Source organism: Marinobacter sp. (genome assembly GCF_041984545.1).
Taxonomy (GTDB): Bacteria; Pseudomonadota; Gammaproteobacteria; order Pseudomonadales; family Oleiphilaceae; genus Marinobacter.
The window spans coordinates 12,914-30,609 of sequence record NZ_JBHIXV010000012.1 but is presented as its reverse complement, the minus strand read 5'-3'; the positions used below and the strand labels follow the sequence as shown (position 1 = coordinate 30,609).

The window sequence follows — 17,696 nt, the reverse complement described above, 5'->3', positions numbered from 1 at the left end:
GTTGTCACTCTTGTTTTTGTTGTTGTGCGCCAAATAGGTTGCAGTCCGTGTGCCAGTTTTTGAATTTCTATGATTAACAGTGCCTTACGATTTTGTAGCCCATAAGTGTTACCCCGTATTCTACCTAAGTGTTACTGAGATCACGTTCTCGCTGTGAAGAGTGTTACCGTGAGGAACATGGGGTAACAACTGAGCGCGGGTTCACACTATGGCTCTTCAGTTGCCCGATGATTTCTTGCGTGGAATGCCCAGACGCTGCCGGCGCTCCCACAGGGATTTGCGGCTGATGCCCAGCTTTTGGGCCAGTTCGGTCTCGCTCATACGGTCCTGGTTCTCGAGCACAAAATGCTGGAAGTAATCTTCCAGGGAGAGGTCGTTGGAGGCGTCCACTTCCCGCGTGCGGGACTGTTCGTTGTTACCTTCGACCAGGGTTTCGGGGATGTGTTCGTCGCCGCCCTCACTGTCCAGATCCAGCAGGGAAGGGGTGATGACATCGCCGTCGCACAGAATGGTGGCCCGCTCGATGGCGTTTTCGAGTTCCCGGACGTTGCCGGGCCAACGATGCCGTTCCAGTGCCCGCATGGCCTCCGGGCTCAGGTTGAGGTCGGGCTTGCCCATGCGCTCCCCCTGGCGCTTCAGGAAGCGTCGGGCCAGGCCAAGTATGTCGCCCTGGCGCTCCCGGAGTGGCGGAATCCGGATCTGCATAACGTTCAGGCGGTAGTAGAGGTCTTCACGAAACTCCCCGGTACGGGTCATTGCCTTGAGGTTGCGGTGGGTGGCGGCAATCATGCGTACGTCTACCTTGCGACTCTGTGTTGAGCCGACTTTGCGGATTTCGTTCTCCTGGAGTACCCGCAGCAGACGGGCCTGCGCTTCGGCCGGCAGTTCGCCAATTTCATCGAGGAACAGGCTGCCACCGTCGGCGGCTTCGATCAGACCGGTACGTGCCGATACGGCGCCGGTAAACGCGCCTTTTTCGTGGCCAAACAGCTCTGACTCGATCAGGCTTTCCGGGATAGCGGCGCAGTTCACCGAGATCAGTGGTTTGGCTGCCCTTGGGCTGAGCAGGTGCAGCGCCCGTGCAGCCAGCTCCTTACCGGTACCGGATTCGCCCTGGATCAGCACCGTGGTTTCGGTTGGGGCGACCTTGCGAATCAGGGTGAACACCCGCTGCATGGGCTCGCACTGGCCAAACATAATGCTTGCCGGGTCGCTGCTTTCCGCACTCTGAGGTGCCACCCCCTGCCCATCGGTACCCGATTCGGGCTGCGATTTGCGGGCCAGAATGTTGGCCACGGCGGCCAGCATTTCATCGTGATCAAACGGCTTGGCAATGTACTCGACCGCACCCATCTTCATGGAGTCCACCGCCGAGCGCAGGCTGGCGTAGCTGGTCATGATCAGTACCGGCGTGTTCGGTGCCCGGTTGATCAGCTCGGTGCCTGCCGCGCCGGGCAGTCGCAGATCAGAAATGATCAGGTCGAACTGTTCCGGGTCATGGTTCTGTTCGGCTTCCTCGACAGACGCCGCATCGGCCACGTCGTAACCGGCGTGCTGCAGCAGTTTGCGCACTGCCGAGCGAATGATGTCTTCGTCTTCCACGATCAGAATGCGAGGCATAGAAATCTCAAGACCTTTGGTTCTGGCTGATGGTGGCGATCTCTTTTTCCGGCTCGTAGGCGGGCAGCCTCAGCCTTACGCAGGTGCCCGTGCCCGTGTGCGGATCGGCGGGGCTTTCCACCTGAATGTTGCCATAGTGCTCTTCAATAATGCTGTACACCAGCGACAAGCCAAGGCCGGTCCCCTGGTTCGGGGCCTTGGTGGTGTAAAACGGCTCGAAGATGTGGTCGAGCTGGTCTCCGGGAATGCCGGAGCCTTCATCAACCACTTCGATAATAGCGGAGTAGCCGTCGCCCTTTCCACTGACCCGGATGGTGCCGCCGTCAGGGGAGGCGTCCCGGGCGTTGGCAAGCAGGTTGATGAACACCTGCACCAGGCGCTGCTCGTCACCGAGGATCTGCAGGGAGGGCGGGCAATCGTTGACATAGCGGATGCCCAGGCCTTTGTCACTCAGGGACAGCAGGTTGATTGATTCATCGACACAGCGGCGGATGGGCACGGGCTCGTACCGGTTTGCCTGGGCATGGTTTCCCGTGCGGGCAAAGTTCATCAGTGACTGCAGGATGGTGGAAATCCGTCGGGTCTGCTGCTGGATCTGGTCGGCGGTGTCGAGAATATCCGGATTGTCGGTTTCAAGCTTCAGGTTCTGGGCCAGTGAGGAGATGCCGGTCACCGGATTGCCAATCTCATGGGCCACGCCTGCCGCAAGCCGGCCGACCGAGGCCAGTCGTTCGCTGTGCATCAGCTCGTCTTCCAGCAACCGGGTTTCGGTCTGGTCTTCCACGAGGATGATGCTGCCGCCTTCCGGATGGTCCGGCCCGCTCAGGGCGGCCTTGTGCAGGTTCAGCCAGTGTGGCTTGCCGCGCAGATCCAGGCGGTGCTTATAGCGGTGCAGTTCCTCGCCACGGTTGAAGTCGTCCAGCAATGCGTGCCAATGCTCCGGCAGGGCCATCAAGCGGGCACCGACCACGTCGTCTGCGGTTATGCCGGTGAGCGCCTCCATCGCCATGTTCCACATCAGAATTTCACCATCCTCGCCCACGGAGCAGGCGGGAATGGGCAGGTTCTGGAGGGTCTGTCGGTAATGCCGGCGCAGGTTGTCCAGCTCGCCGGCGAGGCCTGTCAGCCGGTTCTGGTAATCGCCCAGGGCTCGCTCCACATAGCGGATGTCCTGGGCGGTACCGCCCTGGGCCATGGGTTTGAAGCCGAGGTGGCGTTTCACCATGTCCCGGGCAACTGACGGGCCCAGCAGTCCCGAGAGATTGATTTCCACCTGGTCGCGCAGGCGGCGCAGCTGATAGGGCCGATACTCCACGTTGGGCAGCTTCAACTGGGCCAGCGCCCGCTCCACTTCCCGGCGGGCCACACCATAGCCGAGGGGTTTGGCCAGCTGGCGCACAAAATCGGTGGACGAGGTGGCCAGTAGCTCGCGGCGCTGGGGGCGTGACAGGGCGCCCAGGGAGCAGGCCTGGGCGGCGCTGTTCTCTTCACTGGTGCTGGTGCTGAGAATGGACACCAGGGCAAAGACCGAAATGTTGGCGGTCAGGCTCACAAACGTGAAGATGTGCCAGTTGCTGTAATCCGGCACCAGGGGTGCGCCTAGCCACGCCAGCAGGTTGGCGGTGTGGGAAAATGGCAGCACCAGGGTAACGGCCCAGATGGTCAGCCCCACAATCAGGCCGGCAATCAGCCCGCGCCGGTTGCCCTCGGGCCAGTAGATCACGCCAAGTGCCCCGGGCAGGAGCTGCAACGTGCCTGACAGCGAAATGGCACCCAGGATAGACAGGTCCAGATTGCGGCCCACGGTTTCATGGAACAGCAGCGCCAGGAATATAATGACGGCGATCAGGGCCCGTTTGACCCACTGGAGCCAGCGGTAGATGTCGCCCTGGTCCTTCGGAGTTTTGAGGGGCAGAACCACGTGGTTAAGCGCCATGCCGGCCAGTGCCAGGGTGCTGACAATCATCAGGCCGCTGGCGGCGGACAGGCCGGCGATGTACATCAACAGCGTCAGCATGGGGTTTTCCAGGGCCTGGGCAACGCCAATGGCGAAGAACGCCGGGCCGGTGGTGACCTCCAGTTGCTGGCCACCCCACAGAATCAACGGTACCGGGAGCCCCAGGAGCAACAGGTAAAGGGGCAGGCCCCAGCTGGCCTTGGCCAGGCCCTTGGGTGACGGGTTCTCGCTGAACGTCATGTGGTACATGTGGGGCAGCACCAGTGCGGCGGCGAAGGACATCAGCATCAGCGCACGCCAACTGCCGTCGTCGATGCTCAGGGTCATGGTGGTAGCGGGTGAGGTGCGGGTGGCCAGCCATTGCTCAAGCCCGGCCATGCCATCAAACACGCCGAAGAGAATGACGCCACCAAGCACAAGCAAGGCCACGAGCTTGATCATTGAATCAAAGGCGATGGCCAGCACCAGGCCCTGGTGGTTGCCCGAGTTCTGGCCCCGGCGGGCACCGAACAGCATGGCGAACAGCACCACGATCAGGCTGAACATAACGCCAATAACGTTGGGCGAGGTATCGGGCGCCAAGATGCTGGCCGACGTTACCACCGCCTGTATCTGCATGCTCAGCAGCGCCAGAATGGCGCCACCCGAGCATAGGGTTACCAGGGTGCCGGCCCATTGGCTGCGATAGCGATAGGCGAACAGGTCCGCCAGGGAGGTCAGCTGGTAGGCCCTGCCAATTCGCATCACCGGATTAAGCAGTACCGGCGCCAGCAGAAAGGCGCCGCTGATACCCAGATAATAAGCCAGAAATCCGTAGCCAGACTCGGCGGCCATGCCCACGGCCCCGTAGACGGCCCAGATGCCGGCGTAGACGCCCAGACTCAGGACATAGACCAGCGGGTGGCGCACCCAGCGACCGGGCACCAGGCCACGCTCGGTGACCCACGCAATCCCGAACAGCAATATCAGATAAAGCAGGCTGGCAAGCAGCAGTCCGGAGGCACTAAAACTCATTGGGGTCCCGCCGCCATTCCAGCCAGAAGCCGATAGCTATAAGGCCTGCCCAGATAAGGTAGGGGCTGTACCAGGCGTTTTCCGGAGAGGTCCACCAGTCGAGGATGTTGGGCGAAAAAATATAGATGGCCAGGACCAACAGGAAGACCAGACGGTAGATATACATCAGGCATGCTATCCGCGCTGAGGTGTGAGAAGGGTGTTATACCATGTCCCTCAGCGGGATGTCAGGTGAATGGCGCTTCGCCGCCAGTTGGCGCAACCCCATGTCAGTACCGAGTCCGCGGATGTGTCGGCCAGGGAGGCCGGTGGCTGCTGTCCCAGCGCCTCGAGGGCCTGCACCAGATTGCGGGCGGCCATCGAATCGTCCAGAGCCGGGGCGTGGGTCTGCTTGCTCAGCTTCTGCCCCTGCTCGTTGAGGATCACCGGAATGTGCAGCCAGCGGGGTGGCGTCCGGCCCAGGGCCCGGTAGATCTGCTGTTGTTGTGCCGTCATGTCGAGCAGGTCCGAGCCGCGCACCACTTCGGTAATGCCCTGGTCGATGTCATCCACCACCACCGCGAGCTGGTAGGCAAAGAACCCCTCCTTGCGCAGAATCACGGGGTCGTCGAGTTCTGCCTGTACTGTCTGGCGTTGCGGCCCCAGCAACAGGTCCTGCCAGCGGCAGTCTTCGTCTTCCAGGGCAAAGCGTACCGCCCAGGGGCGATCACCAACACCCGCGCCGCCACGTCGGCAATCGTTGGGATGGCGGCCCTGGTGGGCTTGCAGCTCCTTCCGGGAGCAGGGGCAGCGGTAGGCATGCCCTGATGCCAGTAGTTGCTCGATGGCGCTCTGATAGGCGTGATGCTGCTTTGACTGGAAACGCACGGGTTGGTCGGGGAACAGGCCGTGAGCCTCCAGGCTGGCCAGGATCTGGCCTGTGGCCTCCGGCGGCTCCCGCAGGGGGTCCAGGTCTTCAATTCGGATCAGCCACTGGCCGTTGTGGGTGCGGGCTTCCAGATAGCTGGCGAGGGCGGTGACCAGAGAACCGAAATGCAGCGGGCCTGTAGGTGATGGAGCGAAACGGCCCCGGTACTGAGGATGGGTCATGGTGGTCAGTCAGCCGGCCCGTTCCATCAAGGTGTCAGGCCGGCGGCTGTTCATGGCGTGTCCGGGTCAGATGCCGGTCTGGCGTTCGCGGATCTCGGCCAGGGTTTTGCAGTCGATGCACAAAGTTGCCGTCGGGCGCGCTTCGAGGCGGCGAATACCGATTTCCACACCGCATTGGTCGCAGAAGCCGTAGTCGTCCTTGTCGATGCGATCGATGGTCTGATCGATCTTCTTGATCAGCTTGCGCTCACGATCGCGGGTGCGCAGTTCCAGGCTGAACTCTTCCTCCTGGGTTGCGCGGTCGCTTGGATCGGCGTAGTTTGCAGCGTCTTCCTGCATGTGGTGCATGGTGCGGTCGACCTCTTCCATCAGCTCCTGCTTCCACTGGAGGAGAAGGTCTTTGAAGTGCTGGAGCATTTCCGCACTCATGTACTCTTCACCCTTCTTCATTTCATAGGGGGTGAAGTTGGTAAAACGTTCGCGTGGTTGTTCTGCAGTGTTTGCCATTGAACCCGGCCTCTTGATTGTACTTCACAAGAACGCTTTTGCTTCCCGCCGCGTGAGAGCCCCCGTGGCTGAGCGGATTTACCCTGGATGAAGCAGTCGTCCTGAAAACGGGAATTTGCGGAAAATAGCAGATTAGTTACGGGGGTGCCAGCCTTGTGGCACCGACTTTTGAACGGAGAGCTCATGAAGTTTCCTGAACCTTTGGTTGAAGGCCGTCTTATTCGTCGTTACAAGCGCTTTCTGGCGGATGTGCGACTGGCAGACGGCACCGAAGTGACCGCCCATTGCCCCAACACCGGCTCCATGCTGGGCTGCCAACCGGAGAACGCCCGGGTGTGGCTGAGCCGCAGCGACAATCCCAAACGCAAGCTGCAATACACCTGGGAGCTGGTGGAAGCCGTGCCCGGGCAACTGGCCTGCGTGAATACCGCCAGGCCCAATGGCCAGGCAAGGGAAGCCGTCGAGGCCGGACGGGTGGCAGAGCTGGCCGGTTACACTCAGTGCCGGGCCGAAGTGAAATACGGCACCGAAAAAAGCCGGATTGACCTGTTGCTTTCCGGTCATCCCTCGGAGTCAGACGCCTGGGTGGAAGTCAAAAACGTGACCCTGGCGGAAGACGGTCAGGGGTTTTTCCCGGATGCGGTCACCGAGCGGGGTCAGAAGCACCTGCGCGAACTGATGGCCCAGGTAGAGCAGGGCGAGCGTGGGGTGTTGTTCTTCGTGGTCAATCACACCGGGATCGAAACCGTTCGGCCCGCCGACCATATTGATGCCCGCTACGGTCAGTTACTCAGGGAAGCCTGCGATGCCGGGGTGGAGGTACTGGCTTACCGGGCCAGTCTGGCCAGCGCAGAGGGTGACCCTACCGGTCTTCTCACGTTGACTGAGCCGGTGCCGGTTATTCTGGAAGTCTGACCTCCAGCTGCCCCTCCTGTTCGCGCACTTCCAGCTGCGTGAGGGCGTCGCCCTGGCAGGGCCCGGCAATGCATTCGCCATCCCCGGGTTTGAACAGTGCGCCGTGGGTGGCGCACTGGATAAACAGGTTGTCGCTGTCCATGAAGCGCCCCGGCATCCAGTTCAGTTCAATGCCCAGGTGGGGGCAGATGTTGAGGTAGGCCCGGGGCTCCTCCCCGTCCAGGAACAGAAAGCCGGTGAGCGGCATGCCTTCCGGTTGCCGGGCCTTTTCCCGCAGACGGAACTCCACAAACCGACCGGGCACCAGCTCCGGGGCGGGGCAGACGGTTTGCCACTGGCGGTTACCTGCCGTCATTTTGGCAGTATGGCGTAGCGCATCCGGGTGCCATGGTTCAGGGACATGACAATTTCATCCGCGTGCAGCCGGTGCGGGAAGTAGCAGCCGGAAATCTTGGCGCTGGCGATGCTGGACCCTTCCATGCGCGATTTTGAGAAGTCCACACCGCGCAGATCCGCGCCCCGGAAATAGGCGTGGCGGAAGTCCAGCCCCTGGGCATCCATGCCTCGCAGGTCCAGGCCCCTGAAGTCACCGTGGGCAAAGCTCGGCAACTCCGAGAGCTTGGCTTTCTGGGTATTGAACGCCTTGATGTCTTCGCTCCGGAGCAGTTCATAGAGCGGATGGCTGATCTGTTGTACGTCGTGCTCGCTTTTGTCGTCCATCGTGTGCCTCGCAGTGGCCAGTGCAAACCTTGTTGTTATTTTAGCCGGGATTGATGCCCAGGTGCTGTCGGATCCGGTCCGCCACGGCTTCGGCCACATGTTCCTGATCGGTGTGCAGGTGGACGGTGTGGGTCTTTTCCTCGGCGGTCAGCGGCTCGAACCAGCTCTGCTGGGCATCCAGTAACTCTTCGGTGGCTTCCGAGGCATCGCCCTGGCGCTTGCGGATCCACTCCCGGCGCAGGGCCTCCGGCGCTTCGCAGTGGATCAGCGTAAACGGCAGGCCCTGGGACTCCGCCACGTTGGCCAGCAGGGCGCGCTCCTTCTGTTTCAGGCTGGCGGCGTCGACAATCACCGGGAAGCCGGCCGCCAGAACCTGCCCGGCGAGATCGGTCAGGCGTTGATAGGTTTTTTCGGTAGCCTCTTCAGTATAGAGGTTGCCGCCGGTTGGTGATCGGGAGCTATCCAGCGGGGCCAGTCCGTGCAGGCGCTTGCGCTCGACATCAGAACGAAGGCGAATCAGCCCCAGCTCACCGGCCATGGCCGCGCTGACGCAGGTCTTGCCGCTGGCAGACAGGCCGGTGGTGGCCAGCAGGTAGTGATTGGGGATGCTGCCGTAGTCTTCCGCCAGCTGGGCGTAGGCCCGGTAGCGTTGCATCAGGGCCTCTTTCTCGGAATCGCTCAGTTCCGGGTTGCCCATCGTGAACAGGGCGATCTTGGCCCGCACCATGGCCCGATAGGCTTTGTACAGGGGCAGCAAAGGTAGCGCCTCGAAGTCGTCCCGGTACTCGAGGTAGGTATTCAGCACCAGATTGGCCAGCGCGTTCTCACCCCGGAATTCCAGATCCATAAGCAGGAACGCCAGATCGTTGATCACATCAATCCAACGGAACGGCTCGTTGAACTCGATGCAGTCAAAGACGGTCACCTGGCCTTCAAAGCGGGTAATGTTGGCCAGGTGCAAATCGCCGTGACACTCTCGCACCAGGCCGTTGGCCCGGCGCCGGGCAATCAGATCCCGGTGGCGCTCGAAGGTGGATTCGGTCCAGGCCTGCAGATTGTCGAGCTGCGCGAGCAGTTCGGTGTCGCTGATCAATGGCCGGATCTGGTCGAAGTTTTCCTGCATGGCGGCAAACACCGCCTCCGGTGTGCCCAGCGGCTTGTCTTCGGCAACCGGCGGCAGCTGCTGGTGGAAGGCCGCCACCTGGCGCGCCAGGCTGGTGAGCAGCTCGGGAGCCAGGTTGCCGTTTTCCTGAAGCCGGTCGAACAGTTGGTCCTGGTCAAACTGGCGCATCCGGATGGCGTATTCAAAGGCCTCGCCGTCGCCGCCGAGTACCGGGTTTTCCGGTGTGCCGGTAATGGGCAGAACCTCCAGATACAGTTTCTCCGCGAGCCTGCGGTTCAGCCGCAGCTCTTCCTCACAGAAATGCTTGCGGCGCTCGAGGGTGGAGAAATTCAGAAAGCCGAAATCCATGGGCTTCTTGATCTTGTAGGCGTAGTCGCCGGTCAGGATCACCTGGGAGATGTGAGTTTCGATAACCCGGAACCCGGACACCGGGTGGTCGTACAGCTCCGGATTCTGCAATGCCCGAACCAGATTGCCTGGGGATGTCTCACTCACGTCACTCTCCTCGCGTTCCCTGAACCCATTGATTTTTCTTGCCCTATCATAACGGGCAGATTACAGAAATAACACACAGTTGGCCTGCCTTCCCGCCCGCTCCCTTCGTTATAATCCGAGCCATGAAAAAATCGCGCTCAACACCCAACCCCCGAAAGAAATCGTCCCGAAGGTCCTCTGGCAACGGTCGCCGCCCATGGTTCTGGCGCTTCCTGTTCCGGTTGGGCGCCATCGGCCTGGTATTGCTGGCCGGCTGGATGGTCTACCTGGACGCCGTAGTGACTGACCGCTTCGAGGGGCGTCGCTTTGAAGTGCCGTCCCGCGTGTATGCCCGTCCCCTTGAACTGTTCGACGGCGCCAGCGTAAGCGCCAGTGGTCTGGAGCGCGAACTGGAACTGTCCAGTTACCGCAAGTCGGGCGGTTCCGAAGCGGGCAGTTATCAGCGTAGCGGCGGCCGGTTTGTTATCAACACGCGTGGATTCCTGTTTCCTGATGGCGAAGAACCGAAGCGCAGGCTGTCGCTGACCATTGCCGGCGACCGGGTGCAGCAGTTTTCCGTGGTTCAGGGCGAACCTTCCCCCATCGTGCGCCTGGAGCCGGCGCAGATTGGCGGCATCTACCCGGCTCACCGCGAAGATCGCATACTGGTGCAGCTCGACGAGGTGCCGGCCCTGCTGCCGGCAACTCTGATGGCCATCGAGGACCGGAATTTCTACGACCATCACGGCATCGCCCCCCTGTCCATTGGCCGGGCCATGCTGGCCAACATCCGCGCCGGTCGGATTGTCCAGGGCGGCAGCACCCTGACTCAGCAACTGGTAAAAAACCTGTTTCTCAGCCGCGATCAGACGCTGTTGCGGAAGGGCAATGAGGCGCTGATGTCGCTGCTGCTGGAGCTGCACTACGAAAAGGACGACATCCTCGAAACCTACCTCAACGAGGTGTACCTCGGACAGGCGGGCACCCGCAGCATCCACGGTTTTGGCCTGGCCAGTCAGTTCTTCTTCGGGGAGTCACTCCGGGACCTGGAGGTGCATCAGATTGCACTGCTCGTGGGCATGGTGAAGGGACCCAGCTACTACAATCCGCGCCGGCATCCCGAGCGGGCCACCGAGCGTCGCAACCTGGTGATCTCGGAAATGGAGCAGGCCGGGCTCATCGAGCCGGGGCGGGCGGCCCGGGCCCGGGGTCTGCCATTGGGGGTCAGCGAGCGGCCATCCTATTCCGAGAACCGCTACCCGGCCTACATCGATCTGGTTCGCCGACACCTGGCCCGGGATTACCGGCAGGAAGACCTCCAGAGTGAGGGTCTGAGGATCTTTACCACGCTCAACCCGGCTATCCAGTACGCCGCCGAATTTGCCGTCTCCCGGACCGTACCGCGCCTCGGGTCAGGCGAAGCAGGTAAGTCCCTGGAAGCGGCTCTGGTTGTGACCGCCAAGGATTCCGGTGAGGTGCTGGCACTGGTGGGTGGCAAGGAGCCGCAATACGCGGGCTTCAACCGGGCCCTGGATGCGCAGAGGCCGATAGGGTCACTGATCAAGCCCTTCATCTACCTCGCGGCCCTGCAGCAGCCGGACCGGTATACCCTGATCACGCCGGTGCAGGACAAGAGCTTTACTCTTGAGTTTGATGACGGTCGCCGCTGGCAGCCTAAGAACTACGATGGCGAGGAGCGCGGTGATGTGCCTCTGCACGAGGCGCTGTCACACTCCTACAACCTCCCGGCAGTGCGCGTTGGGCTCGATATTGGCGTTGATGTGGTGCGAGATACCCTGACGGCGTTCGGTGTTGATTCGCCCATCTCGCAATACCCGTCAATGCTGCTCGGGTCGGTATCCATGAGTCCGGTTACCGTTGCCCAGATCTACCAGGGACTGGCAACGTCGGGCTTCAACACGCCTCTTCGCACCATCCGCGAAGTCACCGACGCCCGCGGGCAGGCGCTTTCCCGGTACAGCCTGGAAGTCGAGCAGGTGGCCGATCCGTCGGCCGTGCATCTGGTCCAGTACGCCATGCAGGAGACCATGCAGGAAGGAACCGGGCGTTCGGCTTACTACACAGTGCCCGAGGAACTGACGCTTGCCGGGAAGACCGGCACCACCGACGATGGTCGGGATTCCTGGTTCGCCGGTTTCAGCGGCGATCTGCTTGCGGTTGCCTGGGTGGGGCGTGATGATAATGGGCCAACGTCGTTGACCGGCGCCAGTGGTGCCCTGCCGGTGTGGTCGCGCTTCATGGCGCAGGTGCCCCAGCACGGATTCTCGCCGGTGGTGCCGGACGGTGTTAACTATCACTGGGTAAATTCCCGGCGTCAGGCGCTGACCGACGAATACTGCGACAATGCCCGGCTGCTGCCGTTCATCGCTGGCAGCGAGCCCACTCAGACAATCTCCTGCTCCGGAACCCTTGAGCGCAGAATCCGGGGCTGGTTTGAAGGACTGTTCCAATGATTGAAAGACGCACATCACGCACTCCGCTTATTGCCACGGCGCTGGCGGCTGCCCTCGGCCTGGCCGGCTGCGCCTCCGGACCCGGGGGCGGTATCTACGTGCCGGTAGGCGGAGAACCCGCCAAGGCGCCCGAGCCACCCAGAACCAGCGACGATGGCGCCCGTAAAGAGGCGCCGGTATGGCGCAAGAGCGAACAGCCAGAGGCGGAACCGGTACCCGAACTCAGGGAGCCTGCCGGTAGCGCCGGTCCGAGTTACCGGGAAAGCGGGGACAGCCTTTCTCCCGCCGCCCTGAGCCTGGTACGCGAAGCGGAGCGGTTACTGGCCCAGGGCGATACCCCGGCTGCCATCGCGCGCCTGGAGCGGGCCCAGCGCATTGCCCCGCGCTCGGCGGAAGTGTATTTCAAGCTCTCCGAGGCCTACGTGGCCGGCAATCAGCTGGGTACGGCCGAGCAGTTCACCCTGAAGGGCCTGTCTCTGGCGGGGAACGACGTACGCCTGCAACGGGCGGGATGGTTGTTGTTGGCCGATATCCGCAGGGCCCGAGGGAACGTGGCCGGGGCGGATCAGGCCGAGGCGAGGGCGGCTGCGCTCTAGGATAAATGGGGCGTCAAACGTCCCCTCCAACGCGGGAGGGGACGTTTGGAGGCAATCACTGGAGAGGAATGGTTTCCGCTTCGGTGGTCTCGTTGGCGACAACAGTAACGTTCTGCTCGCCCTCGAACTCGATGGCGTCATCCTGCTCGTTGTCGTCCTCCTGGCAGCTGTAGGCGATGGTGTAGTCGCCTGCCGGAAGGAAAGCCGCTGTGTAGTTGTAGAACACGGAATCCGGGTCCGCCTCTACAGGCACGACCATCAGCGGGTTGCCTTCTTCATTGTTTACGTTCAGATCCGTTGGTGTTACGTCAACACCTTCGTAGACATACACCGACCCTTCATACTGGCAGTCTGCCAACGCGTCTTCAGTGTCTTCGACACCCCGCATAGAGTTGATCTGTGCATAGTCTACCTGCCCGCTGATTGAGCCCACCTCAAGGTTGTTCACCAGTCGGAGAGACGGCTTCAACATGAAGTCGGCGAGCGCATTGCCCTGTGGGTCTACGATGGACTTGCGGACATCGAAGTCGATGGTGAAGTTGGTGGTGGTGTCAGCAGCAACGAGGAAGTCACCTTTCAACTTGAGGCCGCTCTGCTCCCCGGAAGGAACCGCCAGGGTGTACTGCGCATCCGCAGTGGACTCTTTTTTCACGAAGGAGTTCTGGGTGTCGATGATCAGTCGCAACTCGGTGTAGTTGCCTGCCGGCACCTCCTCGTCGGTGATCAGGGGTTCGGTCAGTCCACCCTGCAGGTCCAGCAGGTTTATCTGCTCAAACCCATCCACCGAAAACTCGATCCAGTCGCCGTTCTCGGGCTTCAATCGCAATTCGGTAAAGGCAATGGTGACATTGCTCAGATCGGTGGCAGGAGCATCGGTAACTCCGAAAGAGACGGTCCCGGTTGATCCTGAGCCTGAACCGCCGCCACCACAAGCCGCAACGCCTGCAGCCAGGGCCGAAATCGTGAACAATCGGATGGAACGCTTCATACAAACCTCCATGGCTTTTTCTGTGTGTGCCAGCGCTCAGAACTGGCTGGCTTACTCCCTCAGAACGCTTGCGGGAGGGGAAGCGTTCCGGAAATTTTGTTAACGTTTGCTCATCCGCTGTTAATCTCAGGGAGCCAGTCGGGCCAGTGTGCGTGCTTGAGCAGCTGCATCCACCCGACGGTCTGGTATAGACTCGGCCGCTTGATTCCATCCACGCAGGTAGACCAAGGCTTTGGCAATATTTCCTTTCAGAAGCTCCCGGGCACGCCGCTTTGATGTACTGGTTCAGCCCCATCTGGACGCCATGTACCGGTTTGCCTTCAGGCTGGCGGGGCAGCAGCAGGACGCGGAAGATCTGGTCCAGGATGTTGTGATCAAGCTCTACCCCCGGCTGGAGGAGCTGGAGGCGGTGGAGCAATTGCGGCCGTGGCTCAACCGGGTGCTGTATCGCCAGTTCATCGACCAGGTGCGCCGTAAAGGACGGCAGCTGGACCGACCGCTCACTGAATTTGTTGGGCCGGAAGACCAGTCGGACTGGTTCGATAGCCTTGAAAGCGATCAGTCCGGGCCGGAGCTCCAGCTGGAGCAGGCCCGGCTTGGTCCGATGCTTGATGCCGTTCTGGCCGAGTTGCCGCCGGACCATCGAACCATGTTGTTGCTGCACGACGTCGACGGCTGGCGGGTTGAGGATATTGCAGAGGTGCTGGATGTGCCGGAGGGTACGATCAAATCCCGGTTGCACCGCTGTCGTTCGGCGCTTCGGAATAAACTTCGTCATGAGGTGGAACCGCCGCCCCGTGACGGGCGTGTAGGTCTGGGAGATTGAGGTAAAACGCGATGACCTGTACTGAAATTCAATCCAGCCTGCACGGCTATCTGCACAAGGAACTGTCCCCCGCTGAGGCGCGCCGGGTCGAGCAGCATCTCGACGGGTGTCCTGAGTGCCGTGCTGCCCTGGCCGCCGAGCGCAGCCTCGATGCCGCGTTACAGAACCGCTATGCGGTGCCTGCACCTTCTGAAAACTTCCAGGCCAGAGTCCTGTCGGCGGCCCACGGTGATCCCCGTGGGCGCTCGGCCAGCTGGCGTTCCCCGGAGGTCGGCGGCGCGATAGCTGCGGCCCTGGTGTTTGGTCTGGGCCTTGGCCTGTTTTTCGGTTCAGGCATCCAGCAAACCTCAAACCCTGTTGCCACAACGGCACCGGCTCAGGTGGAAGCGGTCGCCGCTCCGGTGGAGAAAACCGTGCGTCTGGCCTTCCGGTCTGCCGAGGCGCTAGAGAATGTCACCTTGACCCTGGAGTTGCCGCCCAATGTTGAAGTGGCGGCCTGGCCGGGTCGTCGGGAACTGAGCTGGCAGGTTAGCCTCGACAAGGGCGAGAACGTTCTGGCATTGCCCCTCAAGCTGCTATTCCCCGGTAATGGAGAGCTGGTTGCCCGCCTGGATGCAGGGGATCGACAGAAAACCTTCCGGGCGCCGATACCTCGCTACCCGGAGCCTTACCCTGAGGATTCAGGATCATGAAACACTATCGTTATGGTCGGGCCCTTACCCTGGTCGGGGCCTTGACGCTCGCATCCACAATTCCAGCAACGGTGCTCGCCAGCGATGATCTTGATGTTACCATGCGCATGGTGACTGATGACGCGGAACTGAGCGAGTCGGTGGTGCGTGAACTTGAGCTGCCCCGACTTGACAGCAGCCCTGCGGTGGGCGGTAATGCAGACGCAGACTCTCGTGGTCTTGATACTGCAGAGCAGGCCCGTGAGCGAGGGCGAGCCTTCGGACAGGAAATGTCGGAGCGGGCCCGAGAGTCGAGGGATCTGACCCAGGGCGTGCCCGGCAGACCCGAAGCGCCCGACCGACCGCAAAGACCGGAGCTGCCCGAGACCCCGGGAAGGGATCGCTAAGCCCCGGCCAGCGCGTCAGTCGTATTCCCTGATGTTCAATCCGGAGAGTGACGTTGCTGGTGCGTTGGAGAGCCCTGCCGCTTTGGTTTTGCCTGTCGATTCCTCAGGTCCTCTTCGGAGCCGAGCACGAAGTCGGCAAGGATCTCTTTCTCGAGGGTGTCCAGCAGTACCAGAAGGGTAACCCGTCCGCTGCCCGCCAGCTGTTTGAACAAGCGGCGGCAGCCGGTCTTTCCTCTCCTTCCCTGTTCTACAACCTGGGCGTGGCCTGCTACCAGCTGGGCGATCTCGACGCCGCAGATTATGCGTTCCGGCAGCTGCTGTCGGGCCCCGATGATGCGCTTGCCCGCTATAACCTGGGCCTGATTGAGCTGGCCCGCGACAACCCCGAGGCCGCGAGGCGATGGTTCGAGCAGTCGGCCGCAGCGGACAATGCCCCGGAGAAACTCAGGGTGTTGTCACAGACGCAGCTCACCCGGCTGGCTGAACCTCAGGCCGCACCCGCACCCGCACCCAGGCCGGACGGCAGCGGTTATCTCGCGGTTTCCGCCGGTTACGACTCCAATATTGCCGGTTTGCCGGATGCCAGCGCCTCCAGCGAGGGCGGGTTTTTCACGGAGGCTCTCGCGGCGGGGAGTTTGGCATTCCAGGCTGGTGCAGATTCTCTGCTGACGCTCGACGCGGCGGCCTTCGCACGTAGCCATCCTTCCCAGGACAATTACGATTCCCGGGTTCTGCAGGGGCGCCTTGGTTGGTCGGAATACCTCGATACCGGCACGCTGGGTGCCAGGTTCGCGCTAGCCCAGTCCTGGTTCGATGGCGAACGCTTCGAGCGGCGAGTGGGCCTTGAGGGTTTCCGTGACTGGGATGTCTGTTCGGTGACCAGGGCTATAGACCGGTGCGGACTTCTCGTGAGCGCTGCTCAGGTGACGGGTGGGCCGGACTTCGAGGCCTACGACGGCCATGTCTATCGCCTGCGCCTGGACGCTCTGCGTTACCTGGGGCAGTGGCGAATCGAGGGCGACTACCAGCTGGAGGTCAATCGTCGACGGGACATGCAAAACACAAACGGCTTTGTCAGTGTTTCGCCCACCCGGCACGGTTTTGAGATGGTGGCGCTCTACGCAGTGAACCAGCGTATCAATGTTGGGGGGCTGGGGTCTTTCCGGCACAGTCGGTACGCAGATCCTCACAGAATTCCGGAGTCTGGGGGTGAGAGTGGAACGAGACGGGACAATCGGTTCGAGGCCGGCGTTGTAATGGAGCGCTCGCTGGATGCCCGTTGGCTGGTGCGGGCGGAATGGCGGATCCTTGAAAACGAGAGCAGTCTGGCGCAGTACGACTATCAGCGCCAGACGCTCATGTTCACCGTTGAGGGATCGCTTTAGCGGCGAGCCTACAGACCGGCATTTCTCAACCGGTTGGCGTGCTGCTTGAACACGGCTTTTGGATCGGTCTCGAACAGGCTGTGAAGACCCAGCGCCTGGTTCACTTCATCCAGGTGGTTCATGAAGTAGTTGTCCCGGATTACGTCGCCAAAGTGGTTGCTGCAGCGGCCAACGAGGCCGTCGTTCTGGCTGAAGCCGAACGCCAGACTGGTGGTACCGAGCAGGGCATCGGACGGATCCAGTACGTTGGTCAGCACCCCGGTACCACCCCAGGAATAGAAACGCACCCCGTTGGCGGCGTAGGCGCCTTCACCACAGGCGGTCTGAGGAACGCCAGCGGGCGCGAAGCGGTTGAATTCAGCGCTGCCCTCGCTCGTCAGGGAGTACAAACTGGAGCGAAGGTCCTGGTCGTAACCGCCACCAGACAGCAGGTCAATCAACCCTCCCAGCGCATCGCCGAGGCTCGCGGCCAGGCTCTCCGCCGGGGAGCCGTAGATCAGATCCGCCACCGGAGAGCCCTTGTGCGGGGAACCCACTGAAGTAACCGAGGCCACCAGGTCAGGCCGAACGCGGGAAATGTAGCGCGCGGTCGGTCCGCCGTGGCTGTGGCCAATCAGATTCACCTTGCCATGGACGGCAGCGATGGCCTGGATCTGAGGCAGCAGAGCTTCACCGCGGGCGATGGTGCTGTCCAGGGCAGGCACTTGTGTGGTGTAGACATCGGCACCGTATTTACGCAGGTCGCTGGCGATGCCGTACCAGTAGTCGACACCGGCAATGGAGTCGAATCCGAACATGCCGTGCACGAGCACAATGGGGTATCGGGTGTCGGTGTAGTTCAAGGGTGTGGAGTCCCACCACCAGGCGGCAGAGGGCGCGGACCAGGCCACAGTCAGGGCCAGGGCCATTGCTTGGATCCAGAGTTTCATT

Annotated in this window: 17 protein-coding genes; 7 read left to right on the top strand and 10 right to left on the bottom strand. The window is 61.7% G+C overall.

Going from position 1 to position 17,696, the window contains the following annotated elements; all coding sequences use genetic code 11:
- Positions 1-216: 216 nt before the first annotated feature.
- From ACFC20_RS07685 to dksA, 5 genes are all read right to left on the bottom strand, one after another.
- Positions 217-1,620 (bottom strand): sigma-54-dependent transcriptional regulator, encoded by a 1,404-nt coding sequence (locus ACFC20_RS07685; protein WP_375192489.1) that lies wholly within the window; start codon positions 1,618-1,620, stop codon positions 217-219.
- Positions 1,621-1,627: 7 nt separating this feature from the next.
- On the bottom strand, positions 1,628-4,591 hold the full coding sequence (locus ACFC20_RS07680; protein WP_375192488.1) for an ATP-binding protein: 2,964 nt from the start codon (positions 4,589-4,591) through the stop codon (positions 1,628-1,630).
- A complete protein-coding gene (locus ACFC20_RS07675) occupies positions 4,581-4,757 on the bottom strand; it encodes a hypothetical protein (RefSeq protein ID WP_167363236.1) in 177 nt (58 codons plus the stop codon). The genes ACFC20_RS07680 and ACFC20_RS07675 overlap by 11 nt, the downstream gene beginning before the upstream one ends.
- 50 nt (positions 4,758-4,807) lie before the next feature.
- Positions 4,808-5,680 (bottom strand): tRNA glutamyl-Q(34) synthetase GluQRS, encoded by an 873-nt coding sequence (gene gluQRS, locus ACFC20_RS07670; protein ID WP_375192487.1) that lies wholly within the window; start codon positions 5,678-5,680, stop codon positions 4,808-4,810.
- Between the two features lie 66 nt (positions 5,681-5,746).
- Positions 5,747-6,187: an RNA polymerase-binding protein DksA gene (gene dksA / locus ACFC20_RS07665; protein ID WP_008940629.1), complete on the bottom strand. Its 441-nt coding sequence runs from the start codon at positions 6,185-6,187 to the stop codon at positions 5,747-5,749.
- A gap of 183 nt (positions 6,188-6,370) precedes the next feature.
- Between dksA and sfsA the strand changes: the two genes are divergently transcribed.
- The gene (gene sfsA, locus ACFC20_RS07660; protein WP_375192486.1) at positions 6,371-7,102 is read left to right on the top strand and encodes a DNA/RNA nuclease SfsA; all 732 of its coding nucleotides are present in this window, start codon (positions 6,371-6,373) and stop codon (positions 7,100-7,102) included.
- Here sfsA and ACFC20_RS07655 read toward each other — a convergent pair.
- The 3 genes from ACFC20_RS07655 to ACFC20_RS07645 are packed head-to-tail and all read right to left on the bottom strand — an operon-like array spanning position 7,086 to position 9,440.
- A complete protein-coding gene (locus tag ACFC20_RS07655) occupies positions 7,086-7,457 on the bottom strand; it encodes a Rieske (2Fe-2S) protein (RefSeq protein ID WP_375192485.1) in 372 nt (123 codons plus the stop codon). The genes sfsA and ACFC20_RS07655 overlap by 17 nt on opposite strands.
- Positions 7,454-7,822 (bottom strand): pentapeptide repeat-containing protein, encoded by a 369-nt coding sequence (locus ACFC20_RS07650; RefSeq protein WP_375192484.1) that lies wholly within the window; start codon positions 7,820-7,822, stop codon positions 7,454-7,456. The genes ACFC20_RS07655 and ACFC20_RS07650 overlap by 4 nt, the downstream gene beginning before the upstream one ends.
- 40 nt (positions 7,823-7,862) lie before the next feature.
- Positions 7,863-9,440 (bottom strand): AAA family ATPase, encoded by a 1,578-nt coding sequence (locus ACFC20_RS07645; RefSeq protein ID WP_375192483.1) that lies wholly within the window; start codon positions 9,438-9,440, stop codon positions 7,863-7,865.
- 122 nt (positions 9,441-9,562) lie between these two features.
- Between ACFC20_RS07645 and mrcB the strand changes: the two genes are divergently transcribed.
- Together mrcB and ACFC20_RS07635 are read left to right on the top strand one after the other, a co-directional pair.
- Positions 9,563-11,893 carry a penicillin-binding protein 1B gene (gene mrcB / locus ACFC20_RS07640; RefSeq protein WP_375192482.1) on the top strand — a complete coding sequence of 777 codons (2,331 nt, stop codon included), beginning with the start codon at positions 9,563-9,565 and terminating at the stop codon, positions 11,891-11,893.
- Positions 11,890-12,489 (top strand): tetratricopeptide repeat protein, encoded by a 600-nt coding sequence (locus ACFC20_RS07635; RefSeq protein ID WP_375192481.1) that lies wholly within the window; start codon positions 11,890-11,892, stop codon positions 12,487-12,489. Before mrcB ends, ACFC20_RS07635 begins: the two co-directional genes overlap by 4 nt.
- Before the next feature lie 55 nt (positions 12,490-12,544).
- On the opposite strand, the gene ACFC20_RS07630 is transcribed toward ACFC20_RS07635, so the two are convergent.
- A complete protein-coding gene (locus tag ACFC20_RS07630; protein ID WP_375192480.1) occupies positions 12,545-13,477 on the bottom strand; it encodes a DUF4382 domain-containing protein in 933 nt (310 codons plus the stop codon).
- 232 nt (positions 13,478-13,709) lie between these two features.
- On the opposite strand from ACFC20_RS07630, the gene ACFC20_RS07625 reads away from it, so the two are divergent.
- From ACFC20_RS07625 to ACFC20_RS07610, 4 genes are read left to right on the top strand one after another with little or no spacing between them, the layout of a single operon-like run.
- A complete protein-coding gene (locus ACFC20_RS07625; RefSeq protein ID WP_375192479.1) occupies positions 13,710-14,303 on the top strand; it encodes an RNA polymerase sigma factor in 594 nt (197 codons plus the stop codon).
- A gap of 11 nt (positions 14,304-14,314) precedes the next feature.
- Positions 14,315-14,995 (top strand): anti-sigma factor family protein, encoded by a 681-nt coding sequence (locus ACFC20_RS07620; RefSeq protein ID WP_375192478.1) that lies wholly within the window; start codon positions 14,315-14,317, stop codon positions 14,993-14,995.
- A complete protein-coding gene (locus ACFC20_RS07615) occupies positions 14,992-15,381 on the top strand; it encodes a hypothetical protein (RefSeq protein WP_375192477.1) in 390 nt (129 codons plus the stop codon). Before ACFC20_RS07620 ends, ACFC20_RS07615 begins: the two co-directional genes overlap by 4 nt.
- A gap of 59 nt (positions 15,382-15,440) precedes the next feature.
- On the top strand, positions 15,441-16,766 hold the full coding sequence (locus ACFC20_RS07610) for a type IV pilus biogenesis/stability protein PilW (protein ID WP_375192476.1): 1,326 nt from the start codon (positions 15,441-15,443) through the stop codon (positions 16,764-16,766).
- An 8-nt stretch (positions 16,767-16,774) separates the two neighbouring features.
- Here the strand turns inward: ACFC20_RS07610 and ACFC20_RS07605 are convergent, their stop codons facing one another.
- Positions 16,775-17,695, bottom strand: a complete 921-nt coding sequence (locus ACFC20_RS07605) for a lipase family alpha/beta hydrolase (RefSeq protein ID WP_375192475.1) — start codon at positions 17,693-17,695, stop codon at positions 16,775-16,777.
- Position 17,696 lies beyond the last annotated feature (1 nt).

Excerpts from the sequence above, each read along its gene's own strand:
- ACFC20_RS07685 (WP_375192489.1), bottom strand. The coding sequence starts at position 1,620 with ATGCCTCGCATTCTGATCGTGGAAGACGAAGACATCATTCGCTCGGCA.
- ACFC20_RS07680 (WP_375192488.1), bottom strand. The coding sequence starts at position 4,591 with ATGAGTTTTAGTGCCTCCGGACTGCTGCTTGCCAGCCTGCTTTATCTG.
- ACFC20_RS07675 (WP_167363236.1), bottom strand. The coding sequence starts at position 4,757 with ATGTATATCTACCGTCTGGTCTTCCTGTTGGTCCTGGCCATCTATATT.
- gluQRS (WP_375192487.1), bottom strand. The coding sequence starts at position 5,680 with ATGACCCATCCTCAGTACCGGGGCCGTTTCGCTCCATCACCTACAGGC.
- dksA (WP_008940629.1), bottom strand. The coding sequence starts at position 6,187 with ATGGCAAACACTGCAGAACAACCACGCGAACGTTTTACCAACTTCACC.
- sfsA (WP_375192486.1), top strand. The coding sequence starts at position 6,371 with ATGAAGTTTCCTGAACCTTTGGTTGAAGGCCGTCTTATTCGTCGTTAC.
- ACFC20_RS07655 (WP_375192485.1), bottom strand. The coding sequence starts at position 7,457 with ATGACGGCAGGTAACCGCCAGTGGCAAACCGTCTGCCCCGCCCCGGAG.
- ACFC20_RS07650 (WP_375192484.1), bottom strand. The coding sequence starts at position 7,822 with ATGGACGACAAAAGCGAGCACGACGTACAACAGATCAGCCATCCGCTC.
- mrcB (WP_375192482.1), top strand. The coding sequence starts at position 9,563 with ATGAAAAAATCGCGCTCAACACCCAACCCCCGAAAGAAATCGTCCCGA.
- ACFC20_RS07635 (WP_375192481.1), top strand. The coding sequence starts at position 11,890 with ATGATTGAAAGACGCACATCACGCACTCCGCTTATTGCCACGGCGCTG.
- ACFC20_RS07630 (WP_375192480.1), bottom strand. The coding sequence starts at position 13,477 with ATGAAGCGTTCCATCCGATTGTTCACGATTTCGGCCCTGGCTGCAGGC.
- ACFC20_RS07620 (WP_375192478.1), top strand. The coding sequence starts at position 14,315 with ATGACCTGTACTGAAATTCAATCCAGCCTGCACGGCTATCTGCACAAG.
- ACFC20_RS07615 (WP_375192477.1), top strand. The coding sequence starts at position 14,992 with ATGAAACACTATCGTTATGGTCGGGCCCTTACCCTGGTCGGGGCCTTG.
- ACFC20_RS07605 (WP_375192475.1), bottom strand. The coding sequence starts at position 17,695 with ATGAAACTCTGGATCCAAGCAATGGCCCTGGCCCTGACTGTGGCCTGG.